Origin of the sequence: Longimicrobium sp., assembly GCA_036377595.1 — a bacterium.
Lineage (GTDB): Bacteria > Gemmatimonadota > Gemmatimonadetes > Longimicrobiales > Longimicrobiaceae > Longimicrobium.
Map to the genome: position 1 here is coordinate 19,085 of DASUYB010000126.1, position 15,254 is coordinate 34,338.

14 protein-coding genes are annotated in these 15,254 nt (G+C 70.4%); 9 read left to right on the forward strand and 5 right to left on the reverse strand.

Going from position 1 to position 15,254, the window contains the following annotated elements; genetic code table 11:
• Nucleotides 1-396: 396 nt before the first annotated feature.
• Nucleotides 397-2,517: a heavy metal translocating P-type ATPase gene (locus VF092_22230; protein ID HEX6750028.1), complete on the forward strand. Its 2,121-nt coding sequence runs from the start codon at nucleotides 397-399 to the stop codon at nucleotides 2,515-2,517.
• Between the two features lie 202 nt (nucleotides 2,518-2,719).
• Here VF092_22230 and VF092_22235 read toward each other — a convergent pair whose 3' ends face one another.
• From VF092_22235 to VF092_22255, 5 genes are all read right to left on the reverse strand, one after another.
• Nucleotides 2,720-3,100: a cupredoxin domain-containing protein gene (locus VF092_22235; protein HEX6750029.1), complete on the reverse strand. Its 381-nt coding sequence runs from the start codon at nucleotides 3,098-3,100 to the stop codon at nucleotides 2,720-2,722.
• 260 nt (nucleotides 3,101-3,360) lie between these two features.
• Nucleotides 3,361-6,159: a heavy metal translocating P-type ATPase gene (locus VF092_22240; GenBank protein HEX6750030.1), complete on the reverse strand. Its 2,799-nt coding sequence runs from the start codon at nucleotides 6,157-6,159 to the stop codon at nucleotides 3,361-3,363.
• A gap of 11 nt (nucleotides 6,160-6,170) precedes the next feature.
• Nucleotides 6,171-6,479 carry a metal-sensitive transcriptional regulator gene (locus VF092_22245; GenBank protein ID HEX6750031.1) on the reverse strand — a complete coding sequence of 103 codons (309 nt, stop codon included), beginning with the start codon at nucleotides 6,477-6,479 and terminating at the stop codon, nucleotides 6,171-6,173.
• Between the two features lie 626 nt (nucleotides 6,480-7,105).
• A complete protein-coding gene (locus tag VF092_22250; protein HEX6750032.1) occupies nucleotides 7,106-7,519 on the reverse strand; it encodes a hypothetical protein in 414 nt (137 codons plus the stop codon).
• Entirely contained in the window at nucleotides 7,516-8,580 is a 1,065-nt protein-coding gene (locus tag VF092_22255) for a hypothetical protein (GenBank protein ID HEX6750033.1), read from the reverse strand. The genes VF092_22250 and VF092_22255 overlap by 4 nt, the downstream gene beginning before the upstream one ends.
• Nucleotides 8,581-8,718: 138 nt before the next feature.
• Here VF092_22255 and VF092_22260 point away from each other — a divergent pair, with 138 nt between their 5' ends.
• The 8 genes from VF092_22260 (at nucleotide 8,719) to VF092_22295 (ending at nucleotide 15,067) form a co-directional block, all read left to right on the forward strand.
• The gene (locus VF092_22260) at nucleotides 8,719-9,627 is read left to right on the forward strand and encodes a TIGR00730 family Rossman fold protein (GenBank protein ID HEX6750034.1); all 909 of its coding nucleotides are present in this window, start codon (nucleotides 8,719-8,721) and stop codon (nucleotides 9,625-9,627) included.
• A 308-nt stretch (nucleotides 9,628-9,935) separates the two neighbouring features.
• The gene (speY, locus tag VF092_22265; GenBank protein ID HEX6750035.1) at nucleotides 9,936-11,096 is read left to right on the forward strand and encodes a deoxyhypusine synthase; all 1,161 of its coding nucleotides are present in this window, start codon (nucleotides 9,936-9,938) and stop codon (nucleotides 11,094-11,096) included.
• Nucleotides 11,097-11,234: 138 nt separating this feature from the next.
• The gene (locus VF092_22270) at nucleotides 11,235-11,504 is read left to right on the forward strand and encodes a hypothetical protein (GenBank protein HEX6750036.1); all 270 of its coding nucleotides are present in this window, start codon (nucleotides 11,235-11,237) and stop codon (nucleotides 11,502-11,504) included.
• 34 nt (nucleotides 11,505-11,538) lie between these two features.
• A complete protein-coding gene (locus VF092_22275) occupies nucleotides 11,539-12,171 on the forward strand; it encodes a hypothetical protein (GenBank protein HEX6750037.1) in 633 nt (210 codons plus the stop codon).
• Nucleotides 12,168-12,929, forward strand: coding sequence for a hypothetical protein (locus VF092_22280; protein HEX6750038.1), 762 nt, complete (start codon nucleotides 12,168-12,170; stop codon nucleotides 12,927-12,929). The genes VF092_22275 and VF092_22280 overlap by 4 nt, the downstream gene beginning before the upstream one ends.
• Nucleotides 12,930-13,090: 161 nt before the next feature.
• Nucleotides 13,091-13,420 carry a DUF2461 domain-containing protein gene (locus tag VF092_22285; GenBank protein ID HEX6750039.1) on the forward strand — a complete coding sequence of 110 codons (330 nt, stop codon included), beginning with the start codon at nucleotides 13,091-13,093 and terminating at the stop codon, nucleotides 13,418-13,420.
• On the forward strand, nucleotides 13,414-13,782 hold the full coding sequence (locus VF092_22290; GenBank protein ID HEX6750040.1) for a DUF2461 family protein: 369 nt from the start codon (nucleotides 13,414-13,416) through the stop codon (nucleotides 13,780-13,782). The genes VF092_22285 and VF092_22290 overlap by 7 nt, the downstream gene beginning before the upstream one ends.
• Nucleotides 13,783-13,831: 49 nt before the next feature.
• On the forward strand, nucleotides 13,832-15,067 hold the full coding sequence (locus tag VF092_22295) for an ABC transporter permease (GenBank protein ID HEX6750041.1): 1,236 nt from the start codon (nucleotides 13,832-13,834) through the stop codon (nucleotides 15,065-15,067).
• Nucleotides 15,068-15,254: the final 187 nt, after the last annotated feature.

A 15,254-nucleotide genomic window follows, 5' to 3' on the forward strand; every position in this document is an offset into this window, starting at 1 on the left:
CTCCGAGCGCGTAAGTCCAGGTGCCCGCCGGGTCACGGCGCCGGCCGCGCACCTCGTTTCTACCCATAAGACTCTCTGCACGCCAGCCAAAGGAATACCTCACACGGAGGGAACGGAGGGAACGGAGGGAACGGAGGAACTGCTCCCATCGTTTCTCCGTTTCCTCCGTTCCCTCCGTGTGAGACTCTTCTGAATCCGAGTTCCCGAAATGGGGCCGTCCGCGCAACTCGATACCATACCTCCCCTCCTGTCCGGAGCACTCCCTGCATCCGCGGGGAGATCGCCCGCTCGCGCAGCTGTCCGCCGACCGCGAGCGTGAGCGGGGACGACGAGAGTTGTGGCATTATCAATAATCATTATTGTTAGTAAGCTGATCTACTTTCGACCGGGGGATGGATGGACGAGCGGACGTGCGCCGGGGACGGCGAGCGGCGATGCTGTGGAAACGTGCTTCCCGCGCGTGAGGAAGAGCAGCCGTCGCACTGGCTGGGCGGCCGCGTGGTGCGCGGCTTCGTGCTGGCGGGGCTGACGCTGTTCGGCGTGCTGGCGGGGTTCACCGTGCAGGCCGCCGGGCACCCGTGGCTGCACTGGGCGTTCTTCGGCCTGGCCTTCCTCACCGGCGGCGTGCCGTCGGCGATCGCGGCGTTCGAGGAGCTGGTGGGCGCGCGCAAGCTCAACGTCGACCTGCTGATGGTCGTCGCCGCGCTCGGCGCCGCGTCCGTCGGGCAGGCGGGCGACGGGGCCATCCTCCTCTTCCTCTTCTCCCTCTCCAACGCGCTGCAGACGTGGGCGTTCGACCGGACGAAGAACGCCATCCGCGCGCTGATGAAGCTCCATCCCGCCGGCGCCACGGTGATCGGCGAGGACGGGCGCGAGCGCTGGGTGCCGCTGGAGGAGCTGGCGCCCGGCCACCTCGTCCTGGTCCGCCCCGGCGAGCGCTTCCCCGCGGACGCGGCGCTGGCGGACGGCTACACCTCGGCGGACGAGAGCGCGCTGACCGGCGAGTCCGCGCCCGTCGACAAGGCGCCCGGTGACCGCGTGTTCGGCGGCACGCTGAACGGCGAGGGCGTGGTCCGCGCGCGCATCGAGCGCCCCGCGTCGGAGAGCGCGCTCGCGCGGCTGGTGCGGATGGTCGAGGAGGCGCAGGCCGCGCGCGGGCCCACGGAGGAGTTCGCGGCGCGCTTCGAGGGGCCGTACACCATCGCCGTCCTCCTCTCCGTCCCCGTCGTCTTCTTCGCCCTCCACCTCCTCGCCGGGGTGGAGACGGGACCCGCGTGGTACCGGGCGATGACCTTCCTGGTGGTCGCCTCGCCCTGCGCGGTGGTGATCAGCACGCCCGCGGCCGTGCTGGCGGCGATGGCGGCGGGCGCCCGCAACGGCGCGCTGTTCAAGAGCGGCGCGGCGCTCGAGGCGCTGGCCGCCGCGCGCATCGTGGCGTTCGACAAGACGGGGACGCTCACCGAGGGCCGCATGCGCCTGGTCGAGGCGGTCGCCGTGGAGGGCGATGGAGATTCGCTGCGGGCGCTGGCGGCGGGGCTGGAGCGGCACAGCGAGCACCCCGTGGCGCGGGCGATCGTCGGCGGGTGGACGGGCGACGCGCCCGCGCTCGACGCCGTGCAGGCGCTGCGCGGGCTGGGGATCCGCGGCCGACTGGCGGGCGAGACGGTGTGGGCGGGGAGCCGGCGCATGGCAGCGAACGAGGGCGCCGCGCTCCCCGCGGACGCCGAGCGGCGGCTGGCGCGGATGGAGGCGGCTGGGATCACCACCGTGCTCGTCGGCCGCGGCGCGCGCGTGGTGGGGATGCTGGGCGTGGCCGACACCCCGCGCCCCGAGGCGGCCGCCACCGTGCGCGCCCTCCGCGACCGGGGCCTGCGCGTGGTGATGCTGACGGGAGACCGCGAGGCCGTCGCGCGCCACGTGGCCGCGGAGCTGGGGATCGGCGAAGTGCGCGCCGAGCTGCTGCCGGAGCACAAGCTCGGCGCCATCGCCGACCTCCGCCGCGAGGCGCGCGTGGCGATGGTGGGCGACGGCGTGAACGACGCCCCCGCGCTGGCCGCCGCCGACCTGGGGATCGCGATGGGCTCGGGGAGCGACGTATCGCTGGAGAGCGCCGACGTGGTGCTGATGAAGAGCGACCTGTCGCGCGCCGTCGGCGCGGTCGGGCTGGCGCGGAAGGCGGCGGCCACCATCCGCTTCAACCTCGCCTTCGCGATGGGGGTGATCGTGATCGTGGGGACGCTGTCGCTCTTCGGGCGCATCCCGCTGCCGCTGGGGGTGGTGGCGCACGAGGGCGGCACCATCTTCGTGGTCACCGTCGGCCTGCGCCTGCTCGCCTACCGCTTCGGCGCGATCGGGAAGACGGCGCCGGAGCGCACGCCCACCCGCATCCCCGTGCGCGCCGCGGAGGTGCCGGGGGGATTGATCTCCACGTATCGTCTGATGAGAGACGATGCGAGTGAACTCGCGGCTACAAAAACACACAGTCCGCCTTCGCGGACTTCGTCAACGCGCAAATGACATCGCGGCGGCCAAGCACTCGCTCGGCCGCCGCGATGTTGATACTCCACGCCCAGAGATGCGGCGGCTCGCCGGTGAAGTCCGCGAAGGCGGACTGTGTGTAGTTGTAGCCGCGACGCCGCGACTTCAGTCGCATCGTCCCAATCCACCTCGCATCGCCCGCGTCTGCAGGCGCCGTCTCGTTCGATGAGCTCGCCGGCGCTCAGACCGGCTCCACCACCAGCTTGCCGCGGAGCATGTTCATCCCGCAGGTCCAGGTAAACTCGCCGGGCTGGTCGGGCGTGAACTCCACCGGCGTGGTCCGGAACGCCGGCAGGTCGCGGGCGATGCCGAAGTCGCCGAACACCACCTGCTCGCTGCAGCTGGCCGTCTCGTCGCGGTAGAAGTCCAGGCGCACGGGGCGGCCCTGCTTCACCACCACCACGTCGGGGCTGTAGCCGCCCTTCACGGTGATCTTCACCTCCTGCACGCCCGACTCGGTGGTCGTGGCCGCCACCCCCTGCCGCTCGCCGAAGAAGTACCACAGCACCGCCACGATGGCGATCACGCCGCCGGCGACCACCAGGATCTCGCTCGTATCCATCTATCCCCTCACATCTCCCAAGTTGTTGAGGGCGAATGAATTCGCTGCAACAACCACACGAAGTCCGCCTTCGCGGACTACGACCTCTCGTTCCACTCACCGTCGGCGCACGCAGCAGGCTTCGGTCGGAAGCGCGTCGCGAGCACCGAAGCATCGGCCGAGCCGAAGCCGGTAGTCCGCGAAGGCGGACTTCGTGTAGTTGTTGCCGCGGTTTCAACCGCCCCCCTCCCATCCCACACTCAGCACTCAGCACTCAGCAGTCATCTTCCGAACCGCTTGAGCCGCAGCGAGTTCGTCACCACGCTCACGCTCGACAGCGACATCGCGGCGCTGGCGATCACCGGGCTCAGGAGCCAGCCGGTGAGCGGATACAGCGCGCCGGCGGCGATCGGGATCCCGATCACGTTGTAGACGAAGGCCCAGAACAGGTTCTGCTTCACCGTGCGGATCGTGGCGCGCGACAGGGCGATGGCCGTCACCACGCCGCGCAGGTCGCCGCGGATCAGGGTGATGTCGCTGGCCTCGATCGCCACGTCCGTCCCCGTGCCGATGGCGATCCCCACGTCGGCCTGGGCCAGCGCGGGCGCGTCGTTGATCCCGTCGCCCACCATGGCCACGCGGCGGTGCTCCTCGTCCTGCAGCCGCTTCACTTCGCGCGCCTTGCCGTCGGGGAGCACCTCGGCCAGCACGCGCTCGATCCCCGCCTGGCGCGCGACGGCATCGGCGGTGCGGCGGTTGTCGCCGGTGATCATCACCACCTGCAGCCCCATCTCCCTGAGCGCCCGCACCGCCTCCGCCGACTCGGGCTTCAGCGTGTCCGCGACGGCCACGATCCCCGCGTACCGCCCGTCGATCGCCGCGAAGGTCGGCGTCTTCCCCGCCTGTGCGAGCGCCGCCGCGCGCTGCTCGGCATCTCCCGTGTCGATCCCGCGCTCGCGGAGCAGCTTGGCGTTGCCGATCAGCACCGCGTGCCCATCGACCGTCGCCTCGATCCCGTGCCCGGCGACGGCACGGAAGCCGGACGCGTCCGCCAGCGCGATCCCCCGCGCCTGCGCGCCGCGCACCACCGCCTCGCCCACCGGGTGCTCGCTCCCGCGCTCGGCGGAGGCGACGAGGCGCAGCAGCTCGTCCGCCGCCAATCCCTCCGCGGGGACGACGTCGGTCAGCTCGGGGCGGCCGGCGGTGAGCGTCCCCGTCTTGTCGAGCACGATGGTGTCCAGCCGGTGCGCCGTCTCCAGGCTCTCGCCGCCCTTGATCAGCACGCCGTTCTCCGCGCCGCGCCCGGTGCCCACCATGATCGCCGTCGGCGTGGCCAGCCCCAGCGCGCACGGGCAGGCGATGATCAGGACGGAGACGAAGTTCACCAGCGCCATCGTGAAGCGCGTCTCCGGCGGAGCCGCCACGAACCAGACGACGAAGGTGGCGATGGCGATGGAGATCACCACGGGCGTGAAGATGCCGCTGATCACGTCCGCCAGCCGCGCGATGGGCGCCTTCTGCCCCTGCGCGTCCTGCACCATGCGCACGATCTGCTGCAGCGCCGTGTCCTTCCCCACCTTGGTCGCGCGGAAGCGGAACGAGCCGGTGCGGTTCAGCGTCGCGCCGAATACCTCGTCTCCCGGCGACTTCTCCACGGGGATGCTCTCGCCCGTCAGCATCGACTCGTCCACCGCCGACGCGCCGTCCGCAACCGTGCCATCCACGGGGATCTTCTCGCCCGGGCGCACGACCACGATGTCGCCGGGAACGACCTCCTCGACGGGGATGTCGGCCTCGGCGCCGCCGCGGACCACGCGCGCGGTCTTCGCCTGCAGCCCCATCAGCCGGCGGATGGCGTCGCTGGTGCGGCCCTTGGCGCGCGACTCCAGCATCCGCCCCATCAGCAGCAGCGCGGTGATCACCGCCGCCGCCTCGTAGTAGACCGGCGGCCGCATCCCCATCCCCCCCATCCCACCCTGTCCCGCCAGGAAGAAGCGGGGGAAGAAGGTGGCGGCGACGGAGTAGACGTACGCCGTGCCCGTGCCGACGGCGATGAGCGTGTTCATGTCGGCCGCGCGGTGCCGGAACGCCGCCCACGCGCCGCGGAAGAACTGCGCGCCGCAGAAGAGGACCACGGGCGTGGTGAGCGCGAGCTGCACCCACACCGCGCCGGGGAAGTCGAGCCAGGGGATGCGCCCGTGGCTCATCGCCATCGCCAGCACGGGAAGGGAGAGGACGGCGGCGATCCAGAACTTTCTTCGGAGATCGCGATACTCCGCCGCGTGCGCCGCCTCCAGCGAGTCCTCCGCCCGGCCGCCCCCGTCCGGGGGGACGTCGCGCACCACGTAGCCGAAGTCCTCGATCGCCCGCCGCAGCGTGGGGATGTCCGTCGCGCCGGGGAGGTACTCGATGCGGATCTCCATCGTCCGAAGGTTGAAGTCGGCCGAGACGACGCCGCGGACGCGCTGCAGGTGCTTCTCCAGCGGCTGCGACGAGCCCGAGGGCCGCGCGGAGTCGTCGACCACGAAGTCGGCGCGCGCGGTGCCGGCGGTGCCGTAGCCGACGTCCTCCACAACGCGCATCAGGTCGCGCACTCCGGTCTGCTCCGGGTCGTACTCCACCGTCGCGCGCGAGGTGGCCAGGTTGACGCCCGCGCGGCGAACGCCGGGTGCCTTCGCCAGCCCCGTCTCGATCCGCCGCGCACACGCCGCGCAGCTCATCCCCGTGATCGGCAGGTCGATGCGCTCCGCCGCGCCGTCCGCCGTGGCCGAGGCGCTGCGGCCGCTGCCGATCGACAGCTGCACGACGGGGTGCGTCGGGACGCGATCCTGCTTCGCCCCCAGCTGCACCATCGGCTGCGGGGACGCGGCGGGCGCGCGGCCGCGATCGTGATGCGCGTCGCCGATCGGGCCGGCGGCGGCGCCTTCGACGTACCTCGCCGGGTCGGCGTCGAACGCGGCCTTGCAGCCGGCGGAGCAGAACCAGTACGTCCTGCCCGCGTTCTCGCTGCTTCCCGCGGCCGTCGCGGGGTTCACCGTCATCCCGCAGGCGGGGTCGATCACCTTGGTTCCGGTAGCCATCTCGCCCCTCCTCAGCGGGCGTGCCTGTACATCAGGTCAAGCACCTCGGCGTACGCCTGCTCGCGGTCGCGCTCGTCGCCCTGCAGCGCGCCGGTGATGCAGTGCTGCAGGTGGTTGCGCATCAGCAGCTTGCCCACGCCGCGCAGCGCCTCGTGCACGCTGGCGACCTGCACGAGGACGTCGCCGCAGTAGCGCTCCTCCTCCACCAGCCGCTGCAGCCCGCGCACCTGCCCTTCGATGCGCTTCAGCCGCTCGAGCGCCTTCTTCTTCAGCTCCGGCTCCATGTGCGCGGCGTGCCGGGTTTCGGTCTGCGTTTCCATCGCGATCCTGAGATTTAGGATACCCCCCTACCCTATATAGGATGCAAGATAATGAGTTCGCCAAGGAGTGCAAGAGGAGGGTGAGGGGTGGGATCTGGGGTGGTGATACGAAACCGGGATTGAGGTTGATGCCCCCCGGCCGAACCGCGCCGACGTCATCCTGAGGCCGGCCAGACCGTAATCAGCGTTGGTGCAAGCGTTTGCAGGCCGAAGGATCTATCATCCCGGCAGCACGGGAACCGGTCGGATACACCAATGCTCCACCCGGATTCGGCGTGAGCTGGGAGGCTTCGGTGTGCGGAGATGCGATGCGCCCTCTCCGGCTCGCTTAGGCTCGCCACCTCTCCCGTACCGGGGGCCCGTACCGGGAGAGGTAGGGGTGAGGACATCGGCGCGGGTGGCGAGGATTTGTGCGGCGCGGAGTGGCCCCCTCCCCCGGCCCCTCCCCCGCTGCGCAGGGGAGGGGAGAACTCAGCGCACGACGAGGGTTCGGCTCATCGCGCCGTCGTGCGTGCACAAAAACCCCTCTCCCGGTACGGGAGAGGGCGAGCGCTCCAAGGCGCGGGGAGAGGGCGGACGGGTGCCGGCGCGACGGGTGGATGCCTGGACCGGACGCGCGCCGAAGCTCAGTTCAGCTCGTGGTCCTGGGGCGCGGTGCTGACGTTGAACTCCGTCTCGTGCGGCGGGAGGCCGCCGATGGTGACCACGAACTTGTAGATGCCGGGGCTGGGGAACTGCAGCCCCACCAGCGTGAACACCTGGTTGGCGGTGGAGAGCTCACCCGGGGGGACGATGGGCGGGTTGATCTCGCCCGCGGCGTCGAACAGCACGCCGCCGTCCTCGTCCACCAGGCGGATCTGCACGGGGAAGGTGCGGCCCCCGTCCGCGAACCCGGCCTGCACGCGGAAGGCGAACACCATCCGCGGATGGATCACCGGGAACTCGGACGCGGCGATGCGGTCGAAGATCCCCAGCACGTTCAGCTTGCCTTCCTGCGAGATGTTGGCCTCGTCGGCCAGGAACGCCATCGGGATCTTCATCGTCCGCCTTCCCCCGGCCGCGCCGGGCAGTCGTCGCTTCCCTTCCGCACCCACATCGACGTGACAGCCACGTCGTCCGGAACGGAATCGGCATTCACCTGCGCGGGCCGCCACGCCTTCGTCGCCACCGTGTCCAGCCCGAAGCTGAGCCCCGGCGCGTTCGGGAACCACACCGCCACCCGCCCCTCGCCGCGCCCCGCGCACATCCGCCCGAAGCGCGCGCGCAGGTCGGCCACCGTGGCGCCGACCGCCGCGCCCGCCGCTGTCTTCAACCCGGGCTGGTCGACGATGATCCGCTCCACCGCGTTCCCCGCCGTCACCGCCACCGCGCGGCGGCCGCCCGGCGCCACCACGAGGCCGCTGTCGACGGCCCCTTCCGCCCGCCACGTCGTGTCCTTCGCCTCGGGGCAGGCGGCGCGGAGCGCGTCCACCGGCATCCCCACGCGCACGGGGCCGATCCCGTAGCGGGTGACGACGGCGTCGCTGACGTTGCCGCATCCCCCCACCACCACCTCGCTTTCCATGCGCATGCGCAGCGAATCCTCGGCCGGCGCGGCCAGCAGCGCCCCGTCCGTCTGCCGCTCCAGCCGCGCGCGGACCAGGTAGCCCTGCGTCGGCTCCGCCGCGGGCGCCTGCTTCTGCGCGCCCGCGCCCCCCCCCGCGGCGGAGAGGGGCGCCGGGGGCGTGCGGATGCGCTGCCGGATCTGCACCGTGCGCCCCGCCGCCACGGAGGCCACGGGGATCTTCAGGCGCGTGGCCACGGGGAGGATGGTCACGGTCGGCTTCGGCCCGGACGCGGCCGAGTCGACCAGGGCCACGATCGGCGCCTGCAGGAGCAGGTTGATCACCGCGTCGGGCACCGGCGCCGCGCTGCCGTTGGCGATGGTGATCACGATCTCGTCGTCGGAGTTCCACGCGGGCTGCCGCGGCAGCGCCATCGTCATCTCCAGCCGCCCGCTCGCGGGAGGCGTGCCCTGCTGCCGCGCGGGCGGCTGCTTCGCGTCGCCGCGGCATCCCGCCAGCGCCAGCGCGGCGAGGGCGATCCCCATCTTCGTCCGCATCATCGTCGAGAGGGCAGGTCTGAGTCTTCCGCGCGTCCGGCGAGCCCCGGTTTTGCGTGCGTCGCGCGGCGCTCTATCTTGTCGCCCTTCCCGCTCTCGCGATAGGGCGGGCCAGCGACGGAGACCGGTCACGGGACGATGGCAGACGACGGAAAGCCGCAGCGGGGGAAGGAGAACCCCACGCTCAACCGCGCCGCGCGGATGGGCGCCGCCACCGAGGACGAGCAGCTGCTGCAGTCGCCGGCGGCGCAGCCCGCGCGCGCGGTAGACTTCACCAGCTCGGACCCGTGGCGGGTGTTCCGCATCATGGGCGAGTTCGTGGAGGGGTTCGACGCGCTGGCCAGGATCGGCCCGGCGGTCACCATCTTCGGCTCGGCGCGCGTGCAGCCCGACCACGAGCAGTACGGGCTGGCGCGCGAGACGGCGCGGCTGCTGGGCGAGGCGGGGTTCAGCATCATCACCGGCGGCGGGCCGGGGATCATGGAGGCGGCCAACCGCGGCGCGCGCGACGCGGGGGTGCTGTCGGTGGGGTGCAACATCGAGCTGCCCTTCGAGCCGGCCATCAACGAGTACGTCGACGTGGCCATCAACTTCCGCTACTTCTTCGTGCGGAAGACGATGTTCGTGAAGTACGCCGAGGCCTTCGTGATCTTCCCCGGCGGCTTCGGCACGCTCGACGAGCTGAGCGAGGCGCTGACGCTGATCCAGACCGGGAAGATCCGCGACTTCCCGGTGGTGCTCTACGGATCGGGCTACTGGCAGGGCTTCCTGGACTGGATCAAGGGCACGCTGCTGGACGAGGGGAAGATCTCCCCCGAGGACCTCGACCTGATGGTGGTCACCGACAGCCCCGAGGAAGTCTGCCGCATCGTGCTGGAGCGCAGCGGCAGCGTCCTCGACGGCGCGGCACGCGGGGTGGTGCCCGAGAACCCGGAGCGCCACGGGCTGATCAAGCGGAAAGCCGCGCAGAAGCCATCCGTCGAGGAGAAGCCGGCGGCGGCGGACCCCGGATCACCCGCGGAGCCGCACAAGGCGGACGCACAGTAGGCCGGGCGTTGGCCTGGGCGATTTCATCGCCCCGAACGGTGTCATCCTGAGGGAGCCCGTGCACCGATCTCTCGACCGCGCCGAATCCAGTGGGCGACCGAAGGATCTAGCCGACGCGGGCAGAAAGTCCGTCCGGACGAGCAGGCTTCTGCGCGGGGACAAGTAGATCCTTCGGTCGGCGCCGTAGATCGGTGTTCACGCGGATTCGGTGCGGCGCCTCCCTCAGGATGACATCTGACGGGGGTCTCCGTCGCCGGGCATGGATGGCGGACGCATTGTAACTTCCAGCGTAACTACGGGTGAGGCAGATGGCGCAGAGCCGGTATCTGAGCGGAAAGCGGATCGAGCCGACGAAGATCGGGCCGGGACTGACGGTCACCGATCTCGTGGACGGGACATTCCAGGCGTACAACGCGGCGCGGCTTCGTGAGGGTTGCCATCTCCTCACCAGGAAGATGCTGGAGGAGGATGTCACCGTCGGGCTGACGATGACGGGCGCGCTCACGCCGGCCGGGCTGGGGATGAGCAGCGTCATCCCGCTGATCGAGGCCGGGTTCGTCGACTGGATCATCTCCACCGGCGCCAACCTCTACCACGACACGCACTTCGGCATCGGGCTGGAGCTGCGGCAGGGCTCGCCGCAGATCTCCGACACCGTGCTGCGCGAGGAAGAGGTCGTGCGCATCTACGACATCTTCTTCGACTACTCGGTGCTCCTCGACACCGACGCCTTCTTCCGCCAGATCATCGCCTCGGACGAGTTCCAGCGGCCCATGTCGACCGCCGAGTTCCACTTCCTCTGCGGCAAGTACATCTCCGCGCGCGAGCAGGAGCTGGGGATCGGGCGCAAGTCGCTGCTGGCGGCCGCGTACGAGCACGCGGTGCCCATCTACACCTCGTCGCCGGGCGACTCGTCGATCGGGATGAACGTGGCCGCCAAGGCGCTGCAGGGAAACAGGCTGATGTTCGACGTCAACGCCGACGTCAACGAGACCGCGTCCATCGTGCTCGACGCCAAGCGCTCCGGTGGCAAGAGCGCGATCTGGATCCTGGGCGGCGGCAGCCCCAAGAACTTCGCGCTGCAGACCGAGCCGCAGATCCAGGAGGTGATGGGGATCGACGAGCGCGGCCACGACTATTTCCTGCAGGTGACCGACGCGCGCCCCGACACCGGCGGCCTTTCCGGCGCCACCCCCGCCGAAGCCGTCAGCTGGGGGAAGATCGACCCCGACAAGCTCCCCGACGCGGTGGTCTGCTACCTCGATTCCACTGTGGCGCTGCCGATCCTGGCCGCATACGCGCTCGACAACCACGCCCCGCGCACCCCGCGGCGCCTGTTCGAGCGCCGCGAGGAGATGATGGCGCGCATCCTGGAGGAGTACGAGCGCTCCGAGCGAAACGAGTCCGCGCAGGAAACCGCCCGCGAGCACGCCGCCCACAGCGGCCACATGCTCGAGCGGGATCGATAGCACCCACCGAATCCGGGAGAGCCGCAAAGGACACTGAGAGAACAGAGATGTTTCTCCCTGTCCTCTGCGGCTCTTCCCCTTCTTCAGAAACCGGATTCCACGGATATTCTCTCCGGACCCGCGATCCGGAGAGTGACCATGCCGAGAGATATCGAACCCGAGTATTGTGATCTGCCGATCGAAGTCGTTCGGGAGATGTCGGGCGAAGAGCGCATTCGCATCGCCTTCGAGCTGACGAACAGGATGCGCCGGAAGGTCTGGGAGAGGGTCTGCGAAGAGCACCCGGACTGGCCGATGTGGCAGAAGAAGGTCGAGTTCATGCGATGGTTCTTCGATCCCGAGCCGCTGCCGGAGGGATTCGAACAAGCCTTGCGCGCACGCGCCGACATCGATTCCCCCTGGTTCTAACGCTGGACACACGCCTGGTCCCCGCCTCCCCGAGATGAGCGACACCGTGCGGCAGTGGCTGCGCGATCCGGAGAAGTGGCTCCAGCTGCTGACGCTGGTCGGCGGCCTGACCGCGTTCGGGATCGGGCTGCACGAGTACCGCCAGGAGCAGCGCTGGAAGCGGCTTGAATACTTCACGCAGCTGCTGCAGTCCGTGGAGGCCGAGCCGGAGGTGCGCGGCGCGCTGGCGATGCTGGAGTACAACCAGCCGCGCGTCTGCGCGCACGACGGCGAGGCGCCGCGCTGCTTCGTGGCCACCGACAGCCTCCTCCTCGCCGCGCTCGACGGCGCGATGCGCAACCGGGCGCTCTCTCCCGACGAGCACCAGGTGATCTACTCGCTCGACCGGCTGCTGACGACGCTGGACCGGCTGGAGTACCTGCAGGCGCAGGGCTTCGTGGAGGAGGAAGTGCGTCATCCCACGGCAGCGTACTGGATCTCGCTGATCGGCGACCGCCGCAACCGAGCGAAGCCCGCCGCCGTCCGCGCGAAGCTCTGCGAGTACGTGCGCTACTTCGAGTACGAGGGCGCGCTGCGGCTGATCGCCCGCTACACGCCGCCGCGCGACCTCATCCGCGAATGCGCCGTGGACGGCTCGCGGGCCCATGACGGCAGCAACGAGCGATGAGCCAGATCGTCGTCGCTATCCCCGGACCCTGGAGGGACCGGTCCGAGTTGATGCAGGCGCTCGCGCGGGTGGACAGGGATCACATGTTCGCCTACCGCACCTTCTTCGAGCAGAGCACGAACACGTCGTGCGAGTTCGACCTCTATCCGCACGAGCCCGAGCTGCGCGGGACGTTCGAGATCTCCGGGCAGGGGAGATTCTCCCGGGAGGAGCTGGACCTGCTCGGATCCTACGCCTCCGCCGCCTGCCTGACCTTCGACGATCCCGGCTACGAGAACGCCCGCACCGCGGCCCGCTTCGCCAAGGTGCTGCTGGAGGCCGGCGGATTCGCGGTGAAGGTGGACTCGGGCGGCGTGGCGCACACCCGCGAGCGCTGGCTGCGCGACTGGGATTCCGACGACCCGTGGACGATCTACTCGCTCTTCGTCGTGCTCGTCGGCGGCGATGGGCTGGTCTATTCCTGCGGGATGCACAACTTCGCGCTGCCGGACGCGGCCGTGCCCGAGTCGCTCGGCGACGAGGCCGGGATCCAGCTGCTCAACGTCTTCAACGTGTACCAGCTGACCGAGTCGCCCGAGCTGGCCACGGGCCACACCTTCAGCGCCGACGCCGACGCGCCGCGCTTCCGGCTGCGGCACGGCCCGTACGCCGACGGCTACGATCCCGAGTCTCCGCTCTACAATCCGTACGGGATGTGGTCGCTGGAGCCCGCCGACCCGCCTCCGCCGCGCCGCCGCTGGAGCTTCCGCCGCCGCTGACGGCGCCGATCTCGTCCAATCCCCGCACTTTCGCACTTTCGCACTTTCGCACTTTCGCACTTTCGCACTTTCGCACTTTCGCACTTTCGCACTTTCGCACTTTCGCACTTTCGCACTTTCGCACTTTCGCACTTTCGCACTTTTGCACCTCCGCACTCGTCATGGACTTCCCCCGCCTGACCCGCTATCTGGCCGACCTCGCGGCGCACAACGAAAAGCCGTGGTTCGAGGCCAATCGCGCCGAGTACCAGGCGCTCCGCGACGAATTCCACGCGTACGTGGCGCGGGTGATCGCGGGGATCGCGGAGTGGGACGATTCGGTGCGGTGGGTGGACCCGAAGGACTGCATCTTCCGCATCTACCGCGACGTACGCTTCAGCCGCGACAAGACGCCGTACAAGACCACCTTCTCCGCCGCCATCAGCGAGCAGGGGCGCCGCGGCGTGCGGCCGGCTACTACTTCCACGTCGACGGGAAGGGGACGATGCTGATCGCCGGCGGCGTGTACATGCCGCCGCCGGAGGTGGTCACGCTCGTCCGCGAGCACGTCGCCGACGATCCCGAGCGGCTGGCGGAGATCCTGGACGCGCCCGCGTTCAAGGCCGCGTTCGGCGGGCTGTGGGACGGCCACTCGCTGAAGCGCCCGCCCGCCGGCTACGCGCCCGATGCGCCGCTGATCGGCGTCATCAAGCTCAAGAGCTTCATCGTGGAGTGCGAGCGCGACGTCTCGGCCGAGACGGGCGACATCCTGCCGTGGATGCTCGAAACCTTTCGCGCCATGCATCCGTTCCTCGTCTGGCTGGGCGACGCGCTCGCCGGCTACGTCGAGCCGGTCCCCCGGCGGCGCACCTGATCTCCCCGAATCTTTGGATGATGAACCCCACCGCACCCGGAGCCGACGCGTGAACCTCGCCTCCGCGCGCGTGGGGATGGCCGCGCTGCGCGTGAACCCGCTGCGCACCGCGCTCTCCACCCTGGGCGTGGTGATCGGCGTCGCCTCGATCGTGGCGGTGCTGTCGCTGGGCGACGGGATGGAGGCGCTGATGCGCGACCAGATCGCGGGGACGACGGCGCTGCAGAACGTCTTCGTCGCGCCTGTCACCCACGACACCGTCGACGGCATCCCCGTCGCGCGCGAGCGGATCACCCTCTTCTCCAACGAGGATGTCCGCGATGTGTCGCGGCGCATCCCCGGCCTGTCCGGCGCGGCGGTGACGTACAGCGGCACGACGATGCTGGACGCGCCGCCGGGCGCCCGCCCGCGCGCGGCACGCGTGACCGCCGCCACCGCGAGCACCGCGGCGATGTTCGGGATCGAGCTCGGCGCCGGCCGCTTCTTCACCGACGCGGAGGTGGCGGCGGACGCTCCCGTCGCCGTCGTCTCTTGGAACACCGCGCAGGCGATCGCGCCCGGCGCATCGCCCAATGCCGCACTCGGGCGGACGGTGTCGCTGCGGGGGACAGCGCTGCGCGTGGTCGGCGTGGTCGCGCGCGACACGCTGGCCCGCGGGCTGGGCGTGCACGTGCCGCTGGGGATGGGACCGCGCGTGATGACGGCGGCCGAGGCGGCGGGTCCGCGCATGCTGGTGCTGAAGGCGGCGAAGGTCGAGCGGGTGGATTCCGTCCGTGTCGCGACGGAGGCGTGGCTCGACCGGCGCTTCGGCGGCGCGGCGAAGAACTTCCGGCTGCACACCTACCGCGAGCGCGCCGAGCAGGCCAGCCGCGCGTTCCTGCTCTTCAAGGTGTTCATGGGCGCCATCGCCGGCATCTCGCTGCTGGTGGGCGGGATCGGGATCACCAACGTGCTGCTGGCGTCCGTCACCGAGCGCACGCGCGAGATCGGCATCCGCAAGGCGGTGGGCGCGCGCCGGCGCGACATCGTCGTGCAGTTCCTCTCCGAGGCCGTTGCCATCACCGGCTCGGGGAGCCTGCTCGGGCTGCTGCTGGGCGTCGGCGCCGCGTTCGGCATCACCGCGGGGATGCGCGCGACGCTCAAGGCCCCGATCTACGCCGGACTATCGCTCTCGACGATGCTGGTGGCGGCGCTGTCGGCCATCGTCGTCGGTCTCACCTTCGGCACCTATCCCGCGCTCCGCGCCGCGCGCCTCTCCCCCATCGACGCCATCCGCCACGAGTAGGAACTGCAGGGGACAGAGGACAGCAGGAGCTCGACGCGCCCACATCCGACGTCATCCTGAGGCCCAGAGTGTGTCAGAACTCTGGCGGGCGGCTTGTTTACTCTGTACACTATATGTATCCTCGCTGACGTCAGGCCTTCGTTGCTGGAGGGATGGTGAGCGGATACAGGATTGGAGCGGACCGCGG